The sequence below is a fragment of the Pseudoalteromonas issachenkonii genome, assembly GCF_002310795.1.
In the GTDB taxonomy this organism is placed as follows: domain Bacteria; phylum Pseudomonadota; class Gammaproteobacteria; order Enterobacterales; family Alteromonadaceae; genus Pseudoalteromonas; species Pseudoalteromonas tetraodonis.
In genome coordinates this window covers 1,437,174-1,460,775 of the sequence record NZ_CP011030.1, presented here as the reverse complement: position 1 = coordinate 1,460,775, position 23,602 = coordinate 1,437,174, and the positions used below count along the sequence as shown (strand labels likewise).

The 23,602-nt window shown below is 41.0% G+C and carries 20 protein-coding genes; 5 read left to right on the top strand and 15 right to left on the bottom strand.

The window, feature by feature from the left end; all coding sequences use genetic code 11:
- Positions 1–136: 136 nt before the first annotated feature.
- The 4 genes from PISS_RS06730 to PISS_RS06715 form a co-directional block, all read right to left on the bottom strand.
- Positions 137–1,258 (bottom strand): ABC transporter permease, encoded by a 1,122-nt coding sequence (locus PISS_RS06730; RefSeq protein ID WP_058154514.1) that lies wholly within the window; start codon positions 1,256–1,258, stop codon positions 137–139.
- A gap of 2 nt (positions 1,259–1,260) precedes the next feature.
- Positions 1,261–4,050 carry a ribosome-associated ATPase/putative transporter RbbA gene (gene rbbA / locus PISS_RS06725; RefSeq protein WP_058154513.1) on the bottom strand — a complete coding sequence of 930 codons (2,790 nt, stop codon included), beginning with the start codon at positions 4,048–4,050 and terminating at the stop codon, positions 1,261–1,263.
- Positions 4,050–5,054: an HlyD family secretion protein gene (locus PISS_RS06720; protein WP_058154512.1), complete on the bottom strand. Its 1,005-nt coding sequence runs from the start codon at positions 5,052–5,054 to the stop codon at positions 4,050–4,052. Before PISS_RS06720 ends, rbbA begins: the two co-directional genes overlap by 1 nt.
- A gap of 354 nt (positions 5,055–5,408) precedes the next feature.
- The gene (locus tag PISS_RS06715; protein ID WP_058154511.1) at positions 5,409–6,422 is read right to left on the bottom strand and encodes an endonuclease/exonuclease/phosphatase family protein; all 1,014 of its coding nucleotides are present in this window, start codon (positions 6,420–6,422) and stop codon (positions 5,409–5,411) included.
- Positions 6,423–6,656: 234 nt separating this feature from the next.
- Between PISS_RS06715 and PISS_RS06710 the strand changes: the two genes are divergently transcribed.
- Together PISS_RS06710 and PISS_RS06705 are read left to right on the top strand one after the other, a co-directional pair.
- Positions 6,657–7,919, top strand: a complete 1,263-nt coding sequence (locus PISS_RS06710; RefSeq protein ID WP_058154510.1) for a valine--pyruvate transaminase — start codon at positions 6,657–6,659, stop codon at positions 7,917–7,919.
- Positions 7,920–8,320: 401 nt separating this feature from the next.
- Complete coding sequence (locus tag PISS_RS06705) at positions 8,321–9,520, top strand: Nramp family divalent metal transporter (protein WP_058154509.1); 1,200 nt, start codon at positions 8,321–8,323, stop codon at positions 9,518–9,520.
- Between the two features lie 74 nt (positions 9,521–9,594).
- On the opposite strand, the gene PISS_RS06700 is transcribed toward PISS_RS06705, so the two are convergent.
- On the bottom strand, positions 9,595–10,056 hold the full coding sequence (locus PISS_RS06700) for a hypothetical protein (protein ID WP_058154508.1): 462 nt from the start codon (positions 10,054–10,056) through the stop codon (positions 9,595–9,597).
- On the opposite strand from PISS_RS06700, the gene PISS_RS06695 reads away from it, so the two are divergent.
- Positions 10,041–11,222: a PQQ-dependent sugar dehydrogenase gene (locus tag PISS_RS06695; protein ID WP_083494650.1), complete on the top strand. Its 1,182-nt coding sequence runs from the start codon at positions 10,041–10,043 to the stop codon at positions 11,220–11,222. The two genes, PISS_RS06700 and PISS_RS06695, sit on opposite strands and share 16 nt — an antisense overlap.
- 4 nt (positions 11,223–11,226) lie before the next feature.
- On the opposite strand, the gene PISS_RS06690 is transcribed toward PISS_RS06695, so the two are convergent.
- A complete protein-coding gene (locus tag PISS_RS06690; RefSeq protein ID WP_058154507.1) occupies positions 11,227–12,123 on the bottom strand; it encodes an alpha/beta fold hydrolase in 897 nt (298 codons plus the stop codon).
- Between the two features lie 183 nt (positions 12,124–12,306).
- Between PISS_RS06690 and PISS_RS06685 the strand changes: the two genes are divergently transcribed.
- Positions 12,307–13,419: a response regulator transcription factor gene (locus PISS_RS06685; RefSeq protein ID WP_232311345.1), complete on the top strand. Its 1,113-nt coding sequence runs from the start codon at positions 12,307–12,309 to the stop codon at positions 13,417–13,419.
- Between the two features lie 448 nt (positions 13,420–13,867).
- On the opposite strand, the gene PISS_RS06680 is transcribed toward PISS_RS06685, so the two are convergent.
- The 4 genes from PISS_RS06680 to PISS_RS06665 form a co-directional block, all read right to left on the bottom strand.
- Positions 13,868–14,194, bottom strand: coding sequence for a YggL 50S ribosome-binding family protein (locus PISS_RS06680; RefSeq protein WP_058154505.1), 327 nt, complete (start codon positions 14,192–14,194; stop codon positions 13,868–13,870).
- Positions 14,195–14,479: 285 nt separating this feature from the next.
- Positions 14,480–14,842, bottom strand: a complete 363-nt coding sequence (locus PISS_RS06675; protein ID WP_232311344.1) for an alpha/beta fold hydrolase — start codon at positions 14,840–14,842, stop codon at positions 14,480–14,482.
- Positions 14,843–15,215: 373 nt separating this feature from the next.
- Positions 15,216–15,779 carry a hypothetical protein gene (locus tag PISS_RS06670; protein ID WP_058154504.1) on the bottom strand — a complete coding sequence of 188 codons (564 nt, stop codon included), beginning with the start codon at positions 15,777–15,779 and terminating at the stop codon, positions 15,216–15,218.
- A 38-nt stretch (positions 15,780–15,817) separates the two neighbouring features.
- A complete protein-coding gene (locus PISS_RS06665; RefSeq protein WP_058154503.1) occupies positions 15,818–16,525 on the bottom strand; it encodes a hypothetical protein in 708 nt (235 codons plus the stop codon).
- Between the two features lie 310 nt (positions 16,526–16,835).
- Between PISS_RS06665 and PISS_RS06660 the strand changes: the two genes are divergently transcribed.
- Positions 16,836–17,219, top strand: a complete 384-nt coding sequence (locus tag PISS_RS06660; RefSeq protein ID WP_232311343.1) for a phage integrase N-terminal SAM-like domain-containing protein — start codon at positions 16,836–16,838, stop codon at positions 17,217–17,219.
- 114 nt (positions 17,220–17,333) lie between these two features.
- On the opposite strand, the gene serS is transcribed toward PISS_RS06660, so the two are convergent.
- From serS to PISS_RS06635, 5 genes are read right to left on the bottom strand one after another with little or no spacing between them, the layout of a single operon-like run.
- Entirely contained in the window at positions 17,334–18,638 is a 1,305-nt protein-coding gene (gene serS, locus PISS_RS06655; RefSeq protein WP_024601694.1) for a serine--tRNA ligase, read from the bottom strand.
- A gap of 9 nt (positions 18,639–18,647) precedes the next feature.
- The gene (gene crcB, locus PISS_RS06650) at positions 18,648–19,028 is read right to left on the bottom strand and encodes a fluoride efflux transporter CrcB (RefSeq protein WP_010389726.1); all 381 of its coding nucleotides are present in this window, start codon (positions 19,026–19,028) and stop codon (positions 18,648–18,650) included.
- A complete protein-coding gene (locus PISS_RS06645; protein WP_013464762.1) occupies positions 19,021–20,364 on the bottom strand; it encodes a replication-associated recombination protein A in 1,344 nt (447 codons plus the stop codon). Before PISS_RS06645 ends, crcB begins: the two co-directional genes overlap by 8 nt.
- The gene (gene lolA, locus PISS_RS06640; protein WP_058154502.1) at positions 20,357–20,983 is read right to left on the bottom strand and encodes an outer membrane lipoprotein periplasmic chaperone LolA; all 627 of its coding nucleotides are present in this window, start codon (positions 20,981–20,983) and stop codon (positions 20,357–20,359) included. Before lolA ends, PISS_RS06645 begins: the two co-directional genes overlap by 8 nt.
- Positions 20,983–23,472 carry a DNA translocase FtsK gene (locus tag PISS_RS06635; RefSeq protein ID WP_058154501.1) on the bottom strand — a complete coding sequence of 830 codons (2,490 nt, stop codon included), beginning with the start codon at positions 23,470–23,472 and terminating at the stop codon, positions 20,983–20,985. Before PISS_RS06635 ends, lolA begins: the two co-directional genes overlap by 1 nt.
- Between the last annotated feature and the right edge of the window lie 130 nt (positions 23,473–23,602).

Below are 23,602 nucleotides of genomic sequence, written 5' to 3'. Positions count from 1 at the left end.
ATCCCCATTCGCTTAATTATTATTGCGGATGGTATCACTCCCCCATACTTCAATAGCCACCCATTAGCGCTTTAACGTTAACGGGTGGCTTTATCTTAAAGTCATTTTTTGAAATTACACGTTATATTTTAATACCCTAACCTTGCGCCACTGATTTACGAAAGCGCATTAATGCAATAGTAAAAAACACACTGCCAATAACAGTTAATGCTAAAAAGTAAGGCCAAACTACATCCCACCCTGCTCCTCGGTATAAAATTGCTTGAGCAAATTTTACAAAATGCGTTGTTGGCGCCAATAACATAATATTTTGCACCACCTCAGGCATACTTTCACGCGGCGTAACACCGCCAGAGAGCATTTGTAATGGTAATAAAATTAAGATCATCAATAACCCGAGTTGCGGCATGGTGCGCGCCTGTGTGCCTAACAATATGCCCAGTGATGTGGTCGCAAATAAATGAATAGCAACGCCAAATAAAAATAAGCCTGGCGAGCCATGAATAGGCACTTGTAACAAACCTTCGATCACAATAAATAATGAAAACGCAGTTAGTAATAAAATCACTAACCCATTGGCCCAAATTTTCGCCATCACTATTTCAAAGGGGCTCAATGGCATCACTAATAAATGCTCTAATGTGCCGTGTTCGCGTTCACGGATCACCGCGGCGCCAGTTAAAATAATCGAAATCATTGTGATCACGTTTATCAATTCCATCACGCTACCAAACCATACACTTGTCATGTTTGGATTAAACATAATGTGCGCCGATTGCTTTATTGGCAGTGAATAAACGGTTCGATAACCTTGCACAAACTCATTTACTTCGCCGTTAATAATGGTTTGAATATAGTTATCACCAATAAATGCTTGCGACATACGCGTAGCATCTATATTTACTTGAATCGTAGGTTGCTTAGCTGCAAGTACATCACGCTCAAAATAAGGCGGTATATTAAGCACAAAAGTATAACGGCCATTATCCATAGCTGAGTCAACATCGCTTAATGAAATACTGTCTGGTGTTTTAAAGTAAGGCTCATAAAAGGCATTAATAATACGCTTAGATAATTGCGATTGGTCGTGATCAACAACAGCAATTGGCGCATTATTTAACTCTATCGACGTGGCTGAAGCCACCACATAAATCAGCCCAGTAAAAGCAAAAAAAACAAATAGCAGCAAAACCTTATCACGCCATAAACTACGCAACTCTTTAATACCTAAATTAATAATGTTTCCGCGACGTTGCATGGCTATTTGTCCTGCTTTGGAAGTAACAATACACTGGCCAGAGTCAGCACGGGTATAAAAGCGAATAAAGGCAGTAGCTGGGCTGATAAATCAGAAAAATTAAGCGCTTTATTAAAGACCCCCCGACACGCCTCTAAAAAGTAGGTGGTCGGAAACAGTTTGCCAATAAACGCCCCAAACCCTTCCAAGGAAGAAACAGGGTCAATTAGCCCACAAAAGTTAACGGCAATCATTAACACAACCACCGTAGTGGCTGCCAGTGCTGAAATTTGTGTTTTTGTAAAAGCCGAAATTAACAGCCCCACTCCGGTAGTCGCTGTAACGTATAATAATGCAGCCAAACTAAGCGCCCAAAAGCTGCCTTTTAGCGCCACACCAAACACAGTAATAGCAAGTGCAACTAAGCCAAAAAAGCTAATCATACTCACTAAAATGTAAGGCAGCTGTTTGCCAATAATAAATTCCAGCCGATTAACCGGTGTTACATATAAGTTTATGATTGAACCCAACTCTTTTTCGCGCACTACGCCAAGCGCCATCAATATTGCAGGAATAAATACCAATAGTAGTGGAATAACCGCCGGCACCATGGCCTCAATGCTTTTAAAATCTTGGTTATAACGATAGCGAGATTCAATATTAGCTGGCACTAAGTTTGGTACTTGTGCATAAGTGCGCAAAGATAAGTTGGTTAAATAGCTGTAATACACGCCGCTCATATAACCATTAATCGTTTCTGCCCTAAACGGCATAGAACCATCAATCCACACTACAATTTCAGGTTTACGGCCGCGTTTAAATTGCTGAGCAAAGTTAGGTGGAATTTCAACGGCCACGCTTAACTCACCACTGCGCATTCGTTTATCAAGTTCTTGCGGGCTTTTAATATCTGCTTTTTGAATAAAGTAACGTGAACCTGCCATATTTTGAATGTAGTTGCGGCTCTCGGGTGATTGGTCTTGATCTAGTACCGCAAAGCTTAAATCTTCAACATCAAATGTAATGCCGTAACCTAAAATAAACAGCAAAATTATCGAGCCCATTAAAGCAAACGTTAGGCGAATAGGATCGCGCCACAACTCTAGCGTTTCGCGATGCGCATAACCAAATAGCCGCAACAAACTAAATGTGGGGTTAGTGTTATTTTTACGAGTAGCGGGCGCTGTAGCCAATGCTTTGGGTTTATCCGTTATCGATACTTGTATCGCCGAGCTTGCTCCCGCTGCATTTACCGCCTCTTCTAAATATTCAATAAAGGCAGCTTCTAGTGTGTCGGTATTACGCGCTTGGCACAGTGCAGCTGGCGTATCGCTGGCAAGTATTTTACCTGCATGCATTAACGAAATTCTATCGCAACGAGCCGCTTCATCCATAAAGTGAGTCGAAATAAAAATAGTCACGCCTTGTTCGCGCGAAAGCTCAATGAGTAGCTGCCAAAAGTCATCCCTTGCAACGGGGTCTACCCCCGATGTGGGCTCATCAAGTATGAGCATTTCAGGGCTATGTACTACCGCAACAGCAAGCGATAAACGCTGGCGAATACCTAGGGGCAAATCGGTAGGAAAATCGTCACTGTATTTTTTAAGGTTAAACCGAGTAATTAAATCTTTAACGCGCGGCTCTATTTTCTCTGCAGGTAAGTGAAATAAACGCGCATGCAATACCAAGTTTTGCTTCACTGTAAGCTCGTTATAAAGCGAAAACGCTTGTGACATAAAACCAACGCGCTTGCGGCTTTCTATGTTATTGGCATCGACCTTTTCACCAAACAATTTTGCTTCGCCACTGGTTGCCGGTTGTAACCCCGTAAGCATTTTCATTGTGGTGGTTTTTCCACAGCCATTTGAGCCTAAAAAGCCAAAAATTTCACCTTGTTCAATACTCAAGCTCACCTTGTTAACGGCGGTAAAATCGCCAAATGTTTTACATAATCCATTTGCTTCTATAGCGAACTGAGTTGTGTTTAAGTCTTGTTTACGAGGTGGCACAACTAACCGCTGATGATCATGGCGCTTTTCTTCAGGAAGTAATGCTATAAAGGCTTCATCAAGCGATTCTTTATTAGTTTGCGCTTTCAGGTTTTGTGGGCTGCCCGTACCGATTACTTTTCCATCGTCCATAGCAACTAGCCAATCAAAATCATCGGCTTCTTCCATGTAGGCGGTCGCAACCAGTACGCTCATTTGTGTATTTTCAGCGCGAATACTGTTTATTAATTGCCAAAATTGACGACGCGATAGCGGATCAACTCCGGTAGTTGGCTCATCTAAAATTAATAATTGAGGGTCATGGATCAGTGCGCAGCACAAACCGAGTTTTTGTTTCATCCCACCAGAGAGCTTTTCTGCGGGGCGATCGGCAAATGCCTCTAAGCCTGTACTTTTTAAAAGGTTATTAATTCGTTGTTTTCGCTCGGCTTTATTTTGAGAAAATAGACGACCAAAAAAATCTATATTTTCAAACACAGAAAGTGTTGGATACACATTTTTGCCAAGCCCTTGAGGCATGTAAGCAATGCGTGGCGACACCGTATTACGAAAACCACTGCTGCGCATATTGCCGTTTAATACCTCAACCTCCCCCTCTTGAATCGCCCTTGCCCCAGAAATAAGTGCCAGCAAGCTTGATTTTCCTACGCCATCAGGGCCTATAAACCCGACCATTTTCCCGCCAGGTAATGAAATACTAATGTTGTCCAGCACGCGATTATTAGCATAGCGATGGCTCACCTTAGTAAGCGTAACCACACTTTCACGTGATGGCTGTTGAATGTTTTTATCGTCGTTATCCATTATTCAGGCACTCGTACCTGTAATGACGTAGGCCAATTTTTTTCAGGCGCTAACAACACATAAGCAAGCCCTGGCACCCCTGTTTTTACTTGTTTGATATGGTCTTTTAATAACTGCGAGTCGAGCTTTACCTTAACTCTAAACATCAGTTTATCGCGCTCGTTTCGGGTTTCTACCGATTTAGGGGTAAATTGCGCCTGTGCAGATACAAACGTCACTTTAGCCGGCAATGTATACTCGGCAACAGCATCAATAACAATGCGCGCTTGTGAGCCTATTGTTACCTTGCCCGCTTGCGCTGTTGGTAAATATATACTCATATAAACATCGGTTAAATCCAATAACGATAAAACCTTGCCACCACCGCCAAGCACTTCGCCAGGCTCAGCTAATCGATACAATATGCGTCCATTGATTGGTGCTGTTAACGTGCTGTCGGCTATGTTGCTTTGTAATCGCTCAATACGTGCCTGCGCTGCTTCTATTTCAGCATCCGACTGCACAACTTTTACGTTTGCCGCGGTTAAAGCAGCTTGCGCAATAGCAGAGGTGGTTCGTTGTTGATCTACCACTTCTTTTGAAATATGGCCTTTTTCCAATAATTTTGCAGAGCGGCGCAATTCAGTTTGTGCAAAATTAAGCTCACTTTTATGCTGCTCTACAATCGCTAATGCGTATTTACGAGACTCATTGGCAACACGAAGCCCCGCCTGAGCTTCACGTAACTGTGCGTTTAAATCATCAGTATCAATAACCGCTAACGTTTGACCCGCTTTGACCATATCGCCTTCTTGCACCATAACGTCAACTAAGCGGCCCGGTAATTTTGTAGCAATATCGTACTCAGTCGCTTCAATTCGCCCATTTCCATAGGCAACGCTGTCAGGGAGTTGTTCAGCAAATGATGTAGGTTGCAAGGTTTGCCAAGCATACCAGCCAGCCCCGCCCACAATGACCAAAACAGCGAGTTTACTCAAAGATTTGAGCGTTGATTTAATTGTCATGTACTAAAACTCCATGTATGTAAAAGTAATGTAAGTGAGGGTAGTCAAGGTAAAAATTGTTAGGATACAGCACGCTAATTGTTATATGAAAGCAACCCTGCTTTGTAAGTACAACAAGGGTAGTTGTAATAAGTGATTTAAACGAACTTAAAAATCCACCGTCACTAATCTACCACTCTCACCGTTAATAAAGATGATGTAGATCAATATAAATTAGAGTTAATGCACTAATTATTAGTGATTTTTTAAAACAGCAGGATAAAAGAAAGGGAAAACATCAAGGCACCTACTGAGCGCCTTAATATTAATTATGTCAGCGACAGATTAGCTTACTATTTATAGTAACAAAACCCGCTACGACCTTAATGCTAAGCTAATCAATACCACGCCATGATCGGTGCTTAAATCATCACGCTCAAATTCAGGGTTAATTAAATGACGATCGTAAGTATGGTACTGGCTCACCTCAAAAAAACTGTCGTCGTAACTTGAGTCAAACTCGCAAGATAACAAAATGTAGTCAAGCACTGAGCTGCTCGCGCCAAAATAATGGGTAGGCTTTCGCTTTAAATCCACTGTATTTTCATTATTTTGATTAGCCAAATTTAATTGCGACTTTGCAAATAACTGCCATGCGTCGTTAAGGCAATATTTTACAAGGTAAGTTTTACTGTCAAACGCAGGGGCAAAGCGCAGTGTATTTGTTAGTAAATGGCTTAAAACGCCATCAGCTAAGTCGTTGTTAAAATCGCCCATTAAAACCATTGGATTTTGTGTAGATTCGCGGCGCGCAATGATGTCCATCATCAGTAATGTGGCTTCACTGCCGCGCTGAATAGTTGAGCCCCAACTCCCTGCTATATCGGCTTTTAATAGCTCGATAATATTTTTTTCGGGTGTGAGGTCTTTGTTTTGCTCATCAAGCTCTATCATTGAGCGCTTAGACTTAAAATGCACCACATAACAATCCGTGTTGCCGATATGCGGTAAGGTTATTGTAGCTCTAAGCACCTTTCGGCTAAATGTAAAATCCTCAGTTAAACCAAGGGTTTCAGCAAGCTCATGGTCATGCTCAACACTTGCCACTTCAGCAATTGGGTATTTTGCGGCTATTGCCACAACAGGGCGTTTGTAAATAAAGTCGTCGATTACCTGGGGCTCATCTACCACGCCAAAGTACGTATAGCCTTGATCTTTAACTAATTCTTTAAGCGACTCAATACTAAATACTTCCTGAAAACCAATCACATCAGGCTGATGCTCGGTTAAGTAATTAATAAGCCAACGCTGCTTTCTAGCCCACTGCTCTGCGGTGTATATGCGTTCAAATTCATAATAGGCATTAGGCGGCTCAAGGTAATTAAACAAGTTAAAAGTGGCAATTTTAAGAATCGTATCAGTAATAACCGAATCGTCTGCTTTGGTGTTTAAAGGTGTTTTAGTGTGTGATTCAAGGTTGCTGATAAGGCTGCCCTACTTAAAATATGAAAAACGATTATAGCGGGTTATGGCTATAGTAATCTAAGCGGTGAAAATTTTTCAATATCAAATTCATAGTGTTAATTTACACTAACTTATCATTTTTTAAGGCACACGGTCATTATGGATTACTCAAACTTCGGCACTAAATTTACTCAACCTAATGGTATTACTCAGTTAATGGAAGATTTAGGCGATGCTAAAAACAGTAATAATCCAAATATTGTTATGCTCGGTGGTGGTAATCCGGCCCTAGTGCCTGAGGTTAATGATATTTTTATCAATGAGTTACAAAAGCTTGTTGCTAATAATACACTTTCCAACGTATTTGGACTTTACGATGGCCCAACGGGTAATGATGCATTTCGTGCAGCTCTGGCCAAGCAACTAAAAAGTGAATACTCATGGGATTTAACCGCAAATAATATAGCGCTTGGTAATGGCAGCCAAGCCAATTTTTTTGTGTTATTTAATCTGTTAGCTGGCAGTATGCCTGATGGAAGCCATAAAAAGGTTTTATTTCCGCTGGCACCTGAATATGTAGGCTATGCAGATCAAGGCTTAACTGACGATATGTTTGTAGCAATAAAGCCCGATATCGAAATTTTAAATACTGAAAGTGGCTCAAACCAATTTAAATATATCATTAATTTTAAAGCTGTTGAGCAAGTATTAGCAAGCGACAGCAGCATTAGCGCACTGTGTGTATCGCGCCCGACTAACCCAACAGGCAATGTCATTACTGATGAAGAAGTACAGCATCTCGATTTATTGGCTAAGCAATATAATATCCCACTGATCATTGATAACGCCTACGGCGACCCATTCCCTGGGTGTATTTATACCGACGCAAACTTAACCTGGAACTCAAACATTATTTTATGCATGTCACTTTCAAAGCTTGGCCTACCGGGTTTGCGAACCGGTATTGTAGTGGCTAACAATGACATAATTAAAGCCATTGGCCGTGTGAATGGCAGTATGGTTTTGTCGCCGAATAGTTTTGGCCCAAGTTTAGTAACGCGCCTTACTAATGAAGATGAACTCCTTCCGCTGTGTAAAAATTCAGTGCTGCCTTTTTATCGAGAAAAAGCACAAACAGCAATGAACTTGTTTGATGAAATATTTGCCCACCTCCCCGTTTACTTACACAAAGTAGAAGGCGCATTTTTTATGTGGCTGTGGTTTAAAGAGGCAAAAATAACCAGCGAACAACTTTACCAAAAGCTCAAAGAGCAGGATGTTTATATTATTCCCGGGCATAATTTTTTTATTGGTATTGATGATGCTTGGGCACACAAACACCAGTGTATTCGCATTAATTATGCAACCGATGCCAGCACTTTGCGAAAAGGCTTAGAGGCCATTAAAGCCGTGATGGCATGAATTGATATTTAGGGCATTCAAACCCTTTGCATGAATACAGTGCGTGCAAAGCGTTTATAGTGCCTATAGTTATTGGCATAAACCTGTGAACAATTTAAGGTTATTCAGTCATCCTCTAAGCCGTTAAATAAGCCCTAAACTGAGGTAAGCGGTTATTACTGTTATTTATTGATTGTATTAATTTTGTGCAAACGCGCCACACCCCCTTTAAATTTATATATAAGTTGGTATGCTACGCGACCTTTTTTAACATATGATTATCATCAAAAAAGGGTTTGCCAAGGGGCGGCTATCGCTGCAAGGCACTTAATATAAGTGGCAGCAATAATACAGGCATCGCGTTATAAAACGTTAGATGTAACTTTAAATAGCAATATACAAAAGTACTATTAAGGTCAATTATGCGATTAGGACCAGGACTACTCGTCACCGCTGCCTTCATTGGACCAGGGACTATTACGACTGCCAGCGTGGCAGGTGCAAACTTTGGTTTTGCACTAATATGGACATTACTGTTTTCAGTTATTGCCACCATATTATTACAATCTATGGCGGCGCGCCTTGGCGTAGCCACCGGGCAAGATTTAGCGCAAGCGCTAAGAGCTCACATTGAAACGCCCCTATTTAAATCTCTCGCTATATTTTTAGTGATCAGCGCCATTGGAGTAGGTAGTGCCGCCTACGAGGCTGGCAACCTTAGCGGTGCCAGCATGGGATTAATTGAAATATTTCCTCATGTTAATGCCCAGCTTTGGACGCCACTCATTGCATTTTTAAGTGCGGTGTTACTTTACAGCGGTAAACACAAAGTCGTTGAAAACGCGCTTATTTTATTAGTGATTTTAATGAGCCTAGTGTTTATCTCTACACTTGTTATGGCTGCTCCCTCGCTGAGTGATGTGTTAGCAGGCTTTATTCCTAGTATGCCAGAGGGTTCAATTACCACCGTATTGGCGTTAGTGGGCACCACCATAGTGCCGTATAACTTATTTTTACACTCAGGTGTTTTAGCTGCAAGACACGACAGCAAAAGTGATAAGCAAAAAGTTATTAAGCAAACTAATGTAGATACGGGTGTGTCTATCACCTTAGGTGGCGTGATCACGCTGGCAATTTTATCAACCGCGTCAGTGGCATTTTATGGCACAGATGCAGGGCAAATTAGCGCTGCCAACATGGCGGTACAACTTGAGCCATTACTTGGCGATGCTGCCCATTACTTTTTTGCTATTGGCTTATTTGCAGCAGGTTTAACCAGCGCAATAACAGCTCCCCTTGCCGGTGCATATGCAGTATGTGGCATGTTAGGTTGGTCAAATAAAATGGATAACACCCGCTTTAAAAGTGTCGCCATTGTTATTTTATTATTTGGTGCAGCCGTGGCGTCTCTGGGTTTAGACCCTGTTGCCGTGATAATTTTTGCCCAAGCAGCTAATGGACTATTACTGCCTATTGTCACCACCTACCTAGTGTGGCTGGTTAACCAAAAAACAGTAATGGGCAAATACACCAACTCAATGTTGGTAAACTTACTTATTTTACCGGTGTTAGTGCTTATTTTTGGCTTAAGTGGTTACAAGCTGTTTAGTTTGATTTTTTGATATCACGACGCAATTTATACACACAAAAGCCGCTATATTAATAGCGGCTTTTTAAATTGCAGACCAATACTAACTTAAAAGCCGTGATGCGCTGCCTTGTGCTTATTTTCCTTAATGAGTTTTGCAAATACATAACCCCCTACTGCACCTGCACATAATTGCGCATAAAAACCCCAACCTCTTGCACCTGCAATAATAGTAATATTCATAATTGACTCAATCGCAATTAACGCCGTTGCAAACGCCACCATACCAGCAATAACAAATAGTTGTGTGCCTTGCTTGTTCATTTTTTTAGCAATAAACCAAGTAACCAAAAACGCGATAGCAAGTGCAACAGCAATAATAGCGCCATAGGTCGGTAGCAAGCCAAGCCAATCTTCAAGGATTAAGTTAACACGGTCATTAAAGCCCACTACAACACCTACATTAACTAATTGATTGACAACGTATTGACTATGAAACAAGCTAGCAAGAGTGAATGTAAGTAACCAAGAAACTAAAAATGACGGGAGTATACGTGTTAAAAACTGCATGGTTATCTCAACTTAAAATAAAACTTTTTCCTTACACTAGCAAAGGCTTGCAGGGTAAACAATCTCTATATTGTATTACGCTACTGTCACTTTTAGCGTTTTCTTGTCACGCCAGTGCCGAGTTACCAACACAGCAATACACAGCTAGTACTTTAGCAACAGGGCTCAATTCACCGTGGAGTATGGTTAAACTCCCAAACAATACCTGGTTAATCACCGAGCGTGATGGCCATGTTGTTATCATTAAAAACAACCAACAAACCCGAGTTAAAATAAACTTCGAGGGCTTATACGTTGCAGGGCAAGGTGGTTTACTTGATGTAGTGCTTTCGCCAAATTACAGTGAATCAAAAGAAATAATATTCACTTATGCCCAAGGTGAGCTTGATGCAAACAGACTCGTTATTGCCAAAGCTAAGTTTGATGGCGAGCAGTTTTCAGTACCAAAAGTTATTTATAAAGTCGCCACCGATAAAGGCACACCGCAGCATTATTCTGGCCGCGCGCTTGTGCTGCCTGATAATACCTTATTATTTTCAAGTGGTGATGGTTTTGACTACCGCGAGCAAGCACAGGTTATTACCAGTCAACTTGGCAAAACATTACGCATAAACTTAAACGGCACAATACCAAGCGATAACCCGTTTATTAGTCACAAAAACGCTAACGCGCATGCCATTTATTCACTCGGGCACCGTAACTTGCAAGGCTTGGTTTATGATTACGATACACAGCAAATTATTAGCCACGAACATGGCCCCGCAGGCGGTGACGAGCTCAACTATTTAACAGCTGGCACCAATTACGGCTGGCCAGTAATCACCAACGGCGACGATTATTCACAAGCACGTATTTCTCCCTTTAGAGACTACCCTGGAATGGCTAAACCAGCCGTAGATTGGACGCCCTCAATTGCGCCATCAGGCATGGCGTATTATGGCGATAACCATGCAGCCTTCCCTTCACTGCAACGCCACGTACTTATTACTACATTGGTCGATAAAAAGCTCTACAGTATTAATTTAGCGAATGGTGAATACACCCAGACTCATATTTTCCCAGAAGCCACAGGCAGGCTCAGAGATGTGTTTGTCACTGCTGAAGGTAATGTAGCGATATTAACGGATGGAAAAGAGGCAAAGTTAATGCTGGTAACGCCAAATTAGTCATTTATTTAAACTTATGAAACTCAAAGAAGGACTGAGTTACTTGATTTGGTTGTTCTAATTGCGGGTAATGTCCTACCCCTTCTAGTTCAATAATATCTGGATTAATGATTAATTCGCGATATCGTTTAACCATATGACGACCCGAAACAGGGTCGTCCATACCGCAAATTAAACGCATGGGTACATCTGCTTGTTGTAAAGCGCTCACCCAACGAGCGCGATGTAATTTACGCTCTGTGATGTAATAAATCAGTTTTGCCATGACTGGCTTACCCTGTTTATATGCAATTAACTGCCACAACTCGTTGAGCTCTTTTTCAGCAAGGGGCGTAGCACATATATTATCAAAATTACGCTTAAAGCTTTTATAGTTTGCAAATCGCGACACAAATCCGCCAAGTGGACTAAGTAGCAACTTTTGCAGTAATACCGGTTCATGTGTTTCTGGAAATAACCCGCCGTTAAGAAAGCAAATGCTTTGTATTTTTATGCCATGAGCTTCATTTAAGTTGCTTCTAGCAAGTAGCTCTTGGGCTACCGTATCACCATAATCGTGGCTTAAAATATGCGCTGCTTTTACATTAAAAAGCTGTAAAAAATGAGTCAGTAAATCCGCTTGCATGCTAATGGTGTAACGACTATTTTTTGGTTTATCACTAAAACCAAAGCCCAGCATATCGAGGGTAAACACCTTAAAGTGTTGAGTGAGCGCAGTCCATTGATTATGCCAATCCCAACTTGCGGTTGGGTAACCATGGATCAGTAATAAACACGGCGCGCCCTCTTCCCCTTGCACATGATATGCAATGTCATGACCTTGAAATTGAAACGTCGATTGGCTCTTATGCCACGAAGCTAATGAGTCAGTGATTATTGTAGTGTTGCTAATTACATTCATGACAATTTCTCCGCTTTAATAGGGGTTATAAACACATAAATTAAGTAACTACCGTAATTGAGGGTTAAAGTTGTGTCACTTAAATAAGTAATGAAAATATACATAAGCCGATTATTTGCGGGTAGCCATTTCCATGGCTATTATATTGAAGAAGGATGAGAATAGTTAAATTTAGGAGAGCATGTGAAAATATTGTCCGTCGATGATAACCCTCAAAATAGAAATATCATGGAAATGGTCCTATCCAAGCAACATGACATTACCTCATCTGATGGCAGCGAGCCTATATTAGCTTTAATGGAGGAACATCAGCCTCAAGTAGTCCTAATGGATATCTTACTTAGTAATGATTTCACGGGTTACGACTTGGTTAAAGAAATAAAAGAATGTGGTGCGTACGACGACTGTGAAATTATATTTATTTCAGCCTTAACATCGAGTGAAGACAAACTAACAGCTTATGGCTATGGCGGTGATGATTATATTGCCAAGCCAGTAGATTTTAAGGAACTTAACGAAAAATTAAAGCGTGTAGAACTGCGCATTACAGAGCGAAATAATCTAAAAGAAATGTTCGAAGTCGCTTCATCTACCGCTTTTACATCAATGCAACAAGCAAGCGAACTTGGAGAATTAGTCACATTTTTTACTGACAATCTTGAGGTAACGGATTTAGACACATTATTTGCTAACGTACAGCGCTATTTTACTAATGCAGGCGCCAGCTGTTGCGTAGAGTTTAGGGTAGCAAACCAATATCACCAATTCCCAAAACAAACTATTTCTGACTTGGAAAAAGAAATTCTAGAACTAGGCAGAAGAGCCAAGCGAATAGTTCCATTTAGCTCTAATTTATTATTTAACGCGCCTGCTTGTTCAATGCTTGTAAAGGGAATAAATACAAAGGATGAAGGCTTACTTGGTCGCCTTCGAGATAACTTTGCTATTTTGCTTACCATTATAGAAAGCAGGATAGAATTTATTGAACAACAATTAGAAAAAGCGACGATACGCCAACAAGCTTTAAACACCCTCAAAAGCCAACTTACTGATGATTTTAGTACCATAAAAAAGCAATGCTCAGAGCAAGATAAACAAATAAAAATACTCGTTAATGACTTATCTCAAGCTATACAATCAAAAATGATCACCCTAGGCTTAGATGAAGAGCAAGAGTCGGAGCTAGTAGGCTTAGTTGATGAAACGAAAGAAATTGTAGAAGAAACCTTAATCCTGTCTTTTACACTAGAAGATAAATTACAAGCCATTACAAAACGCTTAAAAGCTGTTGAATAATATAAGTACAATTTATAGACCAAGCCCGACAGAACCATGACGTTAAAACTTCAACCTTACTTCGCTCTTTTACAATTAAGCTCAAGAGTCAGTGATTATTGTAGTGTTACTAATGACATTCATGACAACTTCGCTGCTTTTAGAGGGTTATAAACACATAAATTAGTAACTAAATTAATTAAATCATCAACTTATGTCACCTAAATTAGAACTCTGTTGGGTGACGCCTTCGGCTTAACCAACCTACCTTTTAACGTAGGTCGGATAAGTGGCGAAGCCATGCCATCCGACAAAAATGATAAATTTACTTGGGGCAACCCGATTTATCACGCTGTGCTTAATATGCAATATAACGGCTTTTAAGCCGCTTTTGTAAATTTAAGTTCTGATATGTGAAGTTAATATTTGCTAATTTTGGTCTTCAACCAAATAATCTTTAAATAAATCATTACACTGCGTAGTTTGCATCAACTAGTTGACTAACAACAATATTTGAAATGTTTTCTTTAGACTTTAACCAAAGCTCAATGTCTGCTCTATCTTGGTTAGTCGCCGAACCAAAACGATGAACAGAACAAATAAAGCCACTGAATGACTTACAATCACCTCCACCAGCAATACAAAGTTTTCTTTTATCGATGAATTCTAAAAGCTCATCTAGCAATAAATCAAATTCCGCTTCAGTAGCATTTAAATTACAAGTAAATTCAAAACCTAGAATAGCAAATTCATCTAAATACAACTTCTTGCGTAATCGTCTACTTTTAGTACTCATAAATATCCTTTGGTATATGACGCCAACTTATTAATCTGTCAATGAAGTGGCTTAGAATAAGTTATAAAGGAGCAAAAGCCAAAGATAACTTACTATTTAACATATAGTTAAAACTTACCTAACTTCGCTAAATTGTTATCTGAGTGCTTTTATTAATGAAGAACTTAATTCACAAAGAGGATAAGAGACGCTGCTCTTTTAGAGGGAAATAACAGGTTGAATTAAGCCGTTTTGAGAAATTTAAGTTCTGATGTCTGAAGTCAAGATTTGACCCCTTTGGTTTTTTTAATCGTGGCTTAAAATATGCGTTGCCTTTACATTGAACACTTTTAAAAAATGTGTCAGTAAATCCGCTTGTATACTAATGGTGTAGCGACTGTTTTTTGGTTTATCACTAAAACCAAAGCCCAGCATATCCAGGGTAAATACCTTAAAATATTGAGTGAGCGCAGCCCATTGATTATGCCAATCCCAACTTGCGGTTGGGTAACCATGGATCAGTAATAAACACGGCGCGTCATCTTTGCCTTGCACATGATATGCAATGTTATGACCTTGAAATTCAAACGTCGATTGGCTCTTGTGCCAAGAAGCTAATGAGTCAGTGATTATTGTAGTGTTGCTAATCGTGTTACTAATGACATTCATGACAATTTCGCTGCTTTTATAGGGTTATAAACACATAAACTAAGTTACTACCTTAATTAACTTCTTAGCTTGTGTCACCTAAATTAGAACTCTGTTGGGTGGCGCCTTTGGCTTAACCAACCTACCTTTTAACGTAGGTCGGATAAGTGGCGAAGCCACGCCATCCAACAAAAAAATGATGAATTTACTTGGGACAACCCGACTTATCACGCTGTGCTTAATATGCAAAATAGCGACTTAAATTAAGCCGCTTTGAGAAGTTTAAGTTCTAATGTCTAAAGTCAAGATTTGACCCCTGTGGTTTTAATAATGGGCAAAAAACTGTCCACTAAAACGGGTGAGGAGCATTGTCCTTTTAAACGACTTGTTAGGTTTAATTTAACCAATCTGTGAAAAAAGGTTTTTCAATTCGTGAGCCAGTTATTTCAATACGATCAGGATTAGATTTCGATATATTAGACTCTACGGATTTTAATTTTAATGTTAATTCATGCAGTGTTTGTTGAATAGACATTAGTTCAGACTTGTTCACAACTTTCTCATCACTATATATACTTGCTAATGAAAACTCTAGCTGGTTAAGTGCATCAATACTCATTGGGATTGCTTTTTCGGGGAACATAGCAATTGATGCTGATGGGTTTGTCGCTGCATAAGCGATTTCAGGGGTCGCAGCCTTATGAATTCCTTGGTTTGCACCAGCAGCAAATGAAAAAATCAAGAAAGTATTAACGATATAATGTAAAGCCTTTTCCCAAGGTTCGATATTTTTGGCATATAGCACCAATAAAGCAAGCAACGCACTAAATGCAAGTGCAGTCCATACCGCAGAAATAGAAAAATTAAATACTAGAGAGTTGGTTATAATAATTACAATACCACCGCAAGCGGCTGGTGTGGACATTGATCTTGGATTTAAAAACTCATCCTTTTTCATTTTCTTTCCTTGTATGAACTCAAAACTAATGAATAAACCTAACGCTTTGCTCTCCGGAAAATTGGGAGCGTAGCGAGTAATTTTTCCGCGCTCAGCAACTTGTTAAGTGCTGTACTAATCTTTAAGTCTGATTGCATATCATTTAACATTTCCTGAAGCTCTTTTACGCAATCACGACTCACATGAACCTTTAGAACATCTGAGTCGGAAAATTTGAGTGGATATATATGTCTTGACCAACCTCGGTCATTATTCAAGTTATCAACCACTTTCGGAATCGGATCATTATTGTAGAGCGGATCCGGCCGAGAAAAGCGCCACTCCCGTTCGTATGAATTTTCGTATGGCTCCATGCTTTCAAAGAGAGTCAAAAATTTAGCCCACTTCCTTGCACCCAAAAGCCCCGCTACAATTTTATTTGTATAGGCCATCTGACGAAAGCCATCTTCCGGGTACTGAGAATTAACTATACCGTCAAGCTCTTCGATTGCTTCGTCAAAAAAAGCTTTGATTCTGTCTCGTTCTCTCCCGTGTCTTTCAATGTAACGCACCTTTTGAAAGCGCTTTTCTATAACCCAGTCTGGCGACATCTCGATACCGAAAGGCCCATACTTTTCCCAATATCTGAGACTAGGTTTTACATTGAAACCGTGCAAACATACCATTCCAAAATACTGTGGCTCTCGACTAATAAACTCACAGCGGTCAGTAAACAGATCTAGAGTCTTTCTTTGGCAAGGATTCATTATAAAGCCATGTCTTAGTATTCCTAACAGCCCTTCCAGACTCGACGTGTAATGAATGAATCTCAAAGCATCTACTCTTTTGGCACTTAACAATTTTGTCTACGACATTTGTCGGTTTATAAAACGACAAATGTCCATATATTACAATACATTTATCTTAGCCCTCAAATAGATACCTGTAAACAGTTAGTTAGCTTCACTCATGTTTTATAAATGGCGACATACACCAAAATGGTGGAGATCAGTAATATTGGACAAAGCAACAGGTACTGTCTATATATACAGCTAACTTTTACTGGAGATTCATATCATGAAATCACCATTTTTAACTATGATAGCCGAACAAATGTATCTAAAGCGTTATGCTAAAAGTACCGTTAAAGCGTATTTATACTGGATAGCTTCGTTTATTCGTTTTAACTCTATGAGACACCCTACAACGATGGGAGATAATGAGGTCGAACTTTTTTTAAATCATTTAGTCAACCAAAAAAATGTTGCTCCTAATACTCAAACACAAGCCTTAAATGCGTTGAGCTTTTTATCATTAGGTTTTATTAAGAGCAAACGAGCAACTAAACTACTGGTAGTTTTAACGCAGCAGGAAATAAATAATTTTTTTAAAGTGTGCTCTGCAAAGCATTATTTACCCCGTGCTACTTTATCGGGGGTCGTATCAAGCTTTTACCTTTAACCTCGAACCTTTAACCTTTCACCTTTTTCTGAACCCACAATAAAAAAGCCGCTGTTCGTTAAAACAACGGCTCTCTTTCTTAAAGCTTATAGCTAAAAACTGACAGCTAGTACTTTAAGCTTTACCAATCACTTCAAGTCCACCCATGTATGGGCGTAATACTTCTGGTACGACTACAGAGCCGTCGGCTTGTTGGTAGTTTTCTAGTATTGCTACAAGTGTACGGCCAACCGCTAAACCTGAGCCGTTTAGTGTGTGTAAAAGCTCTGGTTTTTTAGCACCTTCACGGCGAAAACGAGCTTGCATACGGCGCGCTTGGAAATCGACCATATTTGAACAAGACGAAATTTCGCGGTAGGTATCTTGTGCTGGTAACCATACTTCTAAATCGTATGTTTTAGCTGCGCCAAAGCCCATGTCGCCCATACATAAAATCACTTTACGGTATGGCAATTCTAGCGCTTGTAAAATTTGTTCAGCATGGCCTGTTAGCTCTTCGAGAGCTTGCATTGAATCTTCTGGTTTTACAAGTTGTACTAGTTCAACTTTATCAAACTGGTGCTGACGGATTAAACCGCGTGTATCGCGACCATAGCTGCCTGCTTCACTTCTAAAACATGGCGTATGCGCTGTTAAGCGAATAGGTAAATCGCTTTCTTCGTAAATTTCATCACGTGCGCTGTTAGTAAGCGGTACTTCTGCCGTAGGAATTAAGCTAAAACCAGCTTGTTGCTCGCCATCATCGTTCACTAGGCCTAACGTGTGGAATAAATCGCCGGCAAACTTAGGTAATTGGCTGGTGCCGTAAAGGCTTGCGCTATTCACTAAGTACGGTACATACATTTCTGTGTAGCCGTTTTTATCTGTGTGGGTGTCTAGCATGTATTGGGTAAGTGCACGGTGCATACGTGCTACTTGGCCGCGCATTACGGTAAAACGTGCGCCACTAATTTTAACGCCCATTTCAAAGTCTAGGCCGTTTAGGTCTTGCCCTACGTCAACGTGGTCTTTAACTTCAAAATCGTACTTTTTAGGGGTGCCCCAAGTTAAAATTTCTACGTTGTCGTCTTCGTCAGCGCCTTCTGGTACCGACTCGTCCGGTAAGTTTGGAATTGCTAAGGCAATTTGTTTAATTGCTTCTAACACTTCGTCTTGCTCAGCTTTAGCCGCGTCTAACTCGCTGCCTAAGTTAGCAACTGCGTCTAGCAATGGTTGTGCGTCTTCGCCTTTTGCTTTTGCTTGGCCAATGGCTTTAGCACTGGCGTTACGTTGACTTTGAAGTTCTTGCGTTTTTACTTGTAATGTTTTGCGTTTTTCTTCAAGTTCAGTCACTACCGCTACATCTAGCTCATAACCACGTGCGGCTAATCGAGCGGCAGTTTGTTCGACATCTTGACGTAAATATTTAGAATCTAACATGTTAGTTTTTTAACCTTTTTGCATTACTAGCTGAAGGCCCAGCCAAGCCATAAAAATACACACCATCACGTTTAAGATGATATTGAGGGCCATTTTAATAAAGTGACCTTGTTGTAATAACAACAACGAATCCATTGAGAATGTTGAAAAGGTGGTTAACGCACCTAAAAAGCCAATTCCGATGAGGGTTTTAGCAGGACTGACGGCAATAACTTGTTTATCTATTAAACCGTATAAAATGCCCATCAACAATGAACCCAGAATATTAACCGTCAACGTGCCAAAAGGGAATCCCCTACCGAGGAGTTTTAGCATGGTTTCGCTAATAAAAAACCGTAAACAGGCTCCTGACGCTCCGCCAAGGGCTATCATCATGTAAAGTTTAATCATGCTCATAACGTTTTATTGGGCTTTGTGCGTCGCGCTCTTTTAAATAATCGAGCTTTTGTTTAATTTTTTGCTCAAGTCCACGATCACTTGGCTGGTAGTATTGTTTTCCATCCATTTCTGGCGGTAGGTATTTTTCGCCAGCAGCAAATGCGCCTTCTTCGTTATGCGCGTAACGATACTCTGCGCCATAGCCTAAGTCTTTCATTAAGTTAGTGGGGGCGTTGCGTAAATGCTCTGGTACTGGGTAGCTTGGCTCGTTTTTAGCGTCCTGTTTGGCTTGATTAAACGCCATATAAACCGCATTACTTTTAGGTGCACTGGCTAAATATAAGGTGGCCTGTGCAATGGCGCGCTCACCTTCGCTTGGGCCAACACGCTGAAAAATATCCCATGCGTTTAAAGCCACTTCCATCGCTCGTGGATCGGCGTTGCCGATGTCTTCTGTGGCAATTGCTAATAAGCGCCTTGCAACATAAAGCGGGTCGCCGCCACCCGCTAAAATACGGCAGTACCAGTAAAGCGCACCATCTGGCGAACTGCCCCGTACTGATTTATGAAACGCCGAAATTAAATCGTAAAATTCATCGCCGCCTTTATCGTATTTAGCTAAATGCGTGGGGAGTACTTGGCTCAGTACCTGTTCGTCTACGTTGTACTTGCCGTTTTGCTCAGTGGTTAAATCGACTGCTTGCTCGAGTAAATTAAGCACTTTACGAGCATCGCCACCGCTTGCTTGGCACAGCGCTTGTTTGGCGTTATCTGCAATCACGATTTGCTTTTGGCTAAGTTGTTCGTCTTGTTTGAGTGCGCGCTCTATTACTGTGTATAAGTCGCTTTCCTGCAAGGATTTTAATACATAGACCCTTGCGCGAGATAAAATCGCATTATTAAGCGCAAACGACGGATTTTCGGTGGTGGCGCCTACAAATATGAAAGTGCCATCTTCAATATGCGGTAAAAACGCGTCTTGCTGAGACTTATTAAAGCGGTGTACTTCGTCAACAAACATTAAAGTGCGCTGACCGCGGCTTTGTAAGTTATCGCGCGCTTGGGTTACGCTATCGCGTATATCTTTCACCCCGGCAGTTACCGCCGACATTTGAATTAGTTCAGCGTCTGCATGGTTGGCAATAATTTGCGCCAGCGTAGTTTTACCTACCCCCGGCGGCCCCCATAAAATTAAACTATGGCAGCGCCCTGCTACTATCGCTTGATGAAGAGGTTTATCAGCGCTGAGTAAATGTTGCTGCCCTATGTAATCGTTAAGCGATAAAGGGCGCATACGCGCAGCGAGTGGGCGCACATCGGGCCCAAAGTTAAATCCTAAATTACTCACCGTTACTCTGATCGTCTATTTCTACACCCGCTGGCGGGGTAAATTCAAAAGTTGTTTTATCAAGCTCAGTATTAACCTGTGCATTGCTAAATGTAAACGCAGACAGCTGGCCTGAGTTATCTTTAACTACCAGTTTTGCAAGCCCTTGCTCGTTATTAGCAAAAGTAATATCAAGCTGCTCTACTTGGCTTTCTACGCCTTTATTTGGGGTAATGCTAAAGCCTAAGTCAGTAGCGATCACGCTGTATTTTTCCCATTGCGCAGGGTCTTTAGAGGTGAGCAATATAAACGGCGTTGAGTCAATTAAACCGCTGGTTTTCATAATGGTTACTTGCTCAGCAAAGCTATCAAAGTAATAGGTTTTATCGCCGTTTGATACAAATAAAGTGTCGTCTGGGTTAGTTTGCTGCCAGCGGATCATTAATGGCTGTTGCAACGCAATATTGCCTTGACCTTGCATTACCAGTTGGCCTTCACCGTCGGTTACGTTTTGTTTAAATTGTGCTTTAAAACTTTTTAAGGTCGATAACTTATCTTGTAATGCTTGGCTGTCGTCAGCAAAGCTTGGCATCGCCACTAAACTGCCCAATACCAATAATAAACTACTTAATTTTTTCATTAATTTGCTCCATTAGGTACTAATACATCGCGCGCGCCGTTGTGTCCTGGTGCACTCACGATACCTGATGTTTCCATTTGTTCTACTAATCGTGCAGCACGGTTATAGCCTACACGTAATTTACGTTGCACTGATGATACCGACACTTTACCGGTTTCTATTACAAAAGCGACCGCTTCGTCGTATAACGGATCTGACTCTTCATCGCCATTTTCACTGGCTTCCCCTGGTAATAGAATATCTTCCGTGGCATCGCCATTTAAAATCTCGTCTATGTAATTTGGTTTAGCACGGGCTTTCCAATCGTTTACCACAGCATGTACTTCATGGTCGTCTACAAACGCGCCATGCACACGCTCAGGTACACTGGTACCTGGCGGTAAATAAAGCATGTCACCCATGCCTAATAAATTTTCTGCGCCTTGTTGATCCAGTATGGTGCGCGAGTCTATTTTACTTGATACCTGAAACGCCATACGTGTAGGTATATTCGCTTTAATTAAACCGGTTATTACATCAACCGACGGACGCTGCGTTGCCAAAATTAAGTGAATACCCGCAGCACGCGCTTTTTGCGCAATACGAGCAATTAACTCTTCAACTTTTTTACCTACAATCATCATCATGTCGGCAAATTCGTCAATAACCACCACTATGCTAGGTAATTTATCTAGCTCATCGGGGCCATCTTTCATGCCGTCGGTGTCTTTAAATAATGGATCCATAATTGGGTAGCCCGCTTCTTTGGCTTCCATTACTTTTTGGTTGTAACCTTTTAAGTTACGTACACCTAAAGCCGACATCAGCTTATAACGGCGTTCCATTTCACCTACACACCAGCGCAGTGCGTTGGCCGCTTCTTTCATGTCAGTTACAACTTCACACAATAAATGCGGAATGCCTTCGTAAACTGAAAGCTCAAGCATTTTCGGGTCAATCATGATCATACGTACATCTTCAGGGCCCGATTTATACAGTAAGCTTAATATCATTACATTAACGCCCACTGACTTACCTGAACCGGTTGTACCAGCTACCAGTAAGTGTGGCATTTTACCTAGGTCGGCACACACAGGTTGCCCTGCAATATCTTTACCTAGCACCATGGTCAGTGGCGATGGGTTTTGCTCAAACTTAGGCGCGTTTATGACTTCTGATAAACGTACAATTTCACGGTATTTATTAGGCAACTCAATACCGATATAGGTTTTACCTGGAATAACTTCAACCACGCGCACACTAATTGCCGAAAGTGAACGCGCTAAATCTTTTGACAGCCCTGTAATTTTAGACACCTTGATACCCGGTGCTAAATCAAGCTCAAAACGAGTAACAACAGGCCCTGGATATACTCCAACTACGGTTGCTTGTACGTTAAAATCGAGTAATTTTGTTTCTACAAGGCGCGATACACTATCAAGCTCTTCTTGCGAAATAGGGTTTTTAGCTTTGTCGGGTCTGTCGAGTAAATCCAGTGACGGCAATGGCCCCGGAGGTGGCTCTTGCTCTAATAATTGTTCAAACTTCTCTTTTGCAGTTGGCGGCGGTTGAAACCCTGATTTTGGCTTGTTAATTGGCCTTGCTGGTGAAACCACGGTTGTTGCTGGTTTTTCAGGTTCAACCACTGGGCTTTGATCCAGCGCGTTAAGTGCTGCCTCGGTGTCCATCGGTTCATCGTCTATGGCGCTGAAACTAATTTCTTGATCGAGTATTTGGTCAAGCTCGTCAAACGGCATAAACTCTTCGTCTTGAGGGGCATTAACCTTAGTTGCTGGTTTATCGAGTGCTTTTGGTTTGTCTGCTACTTTATTAGCAAGTTCAGGTTCTTGTTGGCGTGTATCGTCTTCAAAATAAGCATCAGGTTGCTCGTCTTGTACTTTACCTGCAATGCGTTCACGTTGCATCCAGCCTCGGGCATAGGTCACCAAAAAGCGGTATAACCTAACAATTAAATCACCTAAGTAATCAACAAATTGTACCCACGACACACCTGTTAATAGGGTTAACCCTGCAAAAAAGAAACACAGTAGTAAAATAGAGGTACCGGTAAAATTAAACGCTGGCATCATGGCTGATGCAATCACATCACCCACTACCCCACCGGATGAAAAATTATAAATATCATCAAAATTAATACTGCTAATAGCGGTGGCTGAGGTAATAAACAGCGCAAAACCAATAATGCGTAATCCAAGTGTGGTGTAATCGAGTTGTAAAATACGGTGTGGCTGCTTAAACACCAAGTAACCTAGCAGCTGAATAGCCGCTGGCACAAAATAGGCAAGCCAGCCAAAGGTAAGTAATAGTATGTCGGCCACCCACGCGCCCGCTGTACCCGTAATATTTTGTACGTTGGTAAATTCACCCGTTTGCGACCAAGCAGGATCGGCAGGATGAAAACTAATTAAAGCACATAAAATAAATACCGCTGCAAAGGTGCTGACGATGAGCCCCGTTTCTAATAGTCTTTGTACACCGTTTAGGCGCATAATTACCTATCCCTCATTATTATTTTTTACACTCACTTGGCAATAGAATACCTTAGCAGGAAATGTATTTTGATGCACTTTATCTTAACCATGATGGCCTGATTATGAACAAGTTTTTATTATTTAGTCG

Excerpts from the sequence above, each read along its gene's own strand:
- PISS_RS06700 (WP_058154508.1), bottom strand. The coding sequence starts at position 10,056 with ATGCAGTTTTTAACACGTATACTCCCGTCATTTTTAGTTTCTTGGTTA.
- PISS_RS06720 (WP_058154512.1), bottom strand. The coding sequence starts at position 5,054 with ATGACAATTAAATCAACGCTCAAATCTTTGAGTAAACTCGCTGTTTTG.
- PISS_RS06730 (WP_058154514.1), bottom strand. The coding sequence starts at position 1,258 with ATGCAACGTCGCGGAAACATTATTAATTTAGGTATTAAAGAGTTGCGT.
- PISS_RS06690 (WP_058154507.1), bottom strand. The coding sequence starts at position 12,123 with ATGAATGTAATTAGCAACACTACAATAATCACTGACTCATTAGCTTCG.
- PISS_RS06635 (WP_058154501.1), bottom strand. The coding sequence starts at position 23,472 with ATGCGCCTAAACGGTGTACAAAGACTATTAGAAACGGGGCTCATCGTC.
- PISS_RS06665 (WP_058154503.1), bottom strand. The coding sequence starts at position 16,525 with ATGAATCCTTGCCAAAGAAAGACTCTAGATCTGTTTACTGACCGCTGT.
- PISS_RS06670 (WP_058154504.1), bottom strand. The coding sequence starts at position 15,779 with ATGAAAAAGGATGAGTTTTTAAATCCAAGATCAATGTCCACACCAGCC.
- PISS_RS06675 (WP_232311344.1), bottom strand. The coding sequence starts at position 14,842 with ATGAATGTCATTAGTAACACGATTAGCAACACTACAATAATCACTGAC.
- PISS_RS06680 (WP_058154505.1), bottom strand. The coding sequence starts at position 14,194 with ATGAGTACTAAAAGTAGACGATTACGCAAGAAGTTGTATTTAGATGAA.
- PISS_RS06705 (WP_058154509.1), top strand. The coding sequence starts at position 8,321 with ATGCGATTAGGACCAGGACTACTCGTCACCGCTGCCTTCATTGGACCA.
- rbbA (WP_058154513.1), bottom strand. The coding sequence starts at position 4,050 with ATGGATAACGACGATAAAAACATTCAACAGCCATCACGTGAAAGTGTG.
- PISS_RS06710 (WP_058154510.1), top strand. The coding sequence starts at position 6,657 with ATGGATTACTCAAACTTCGGCACTAAATTTACTCAACCTAATGGTATT.
- crcB (WP_010389726.1), bottom strand. The coding sequence starts at position 19,028 with ATGATTAAACTTTACATGATGATAGCCCTTGGCGGAGCGTCAGGAGCC.
- serS (WP_024601694.1), bottom strand. The coding sequence starts at position 18,638 with ATGTTAGATTCTAAATATTTACGTCAAGATGTCGAACAAACTGCCGCT.
- PISS_RS06660 (WP_232311343.1), top strand. The coding sequence starts at position 16,836 with ATGAAATCACCATTTTTAACTATGATAGCCGAACAAATGTATCTAAAG.
- lolA (WP_058154502.1), bottom strand. The coding sequence starts at position 20,983 with ATGAAAAAATTAAGTAGTTTATTATTGGTATTGGGCAGTTTAGTGGCG.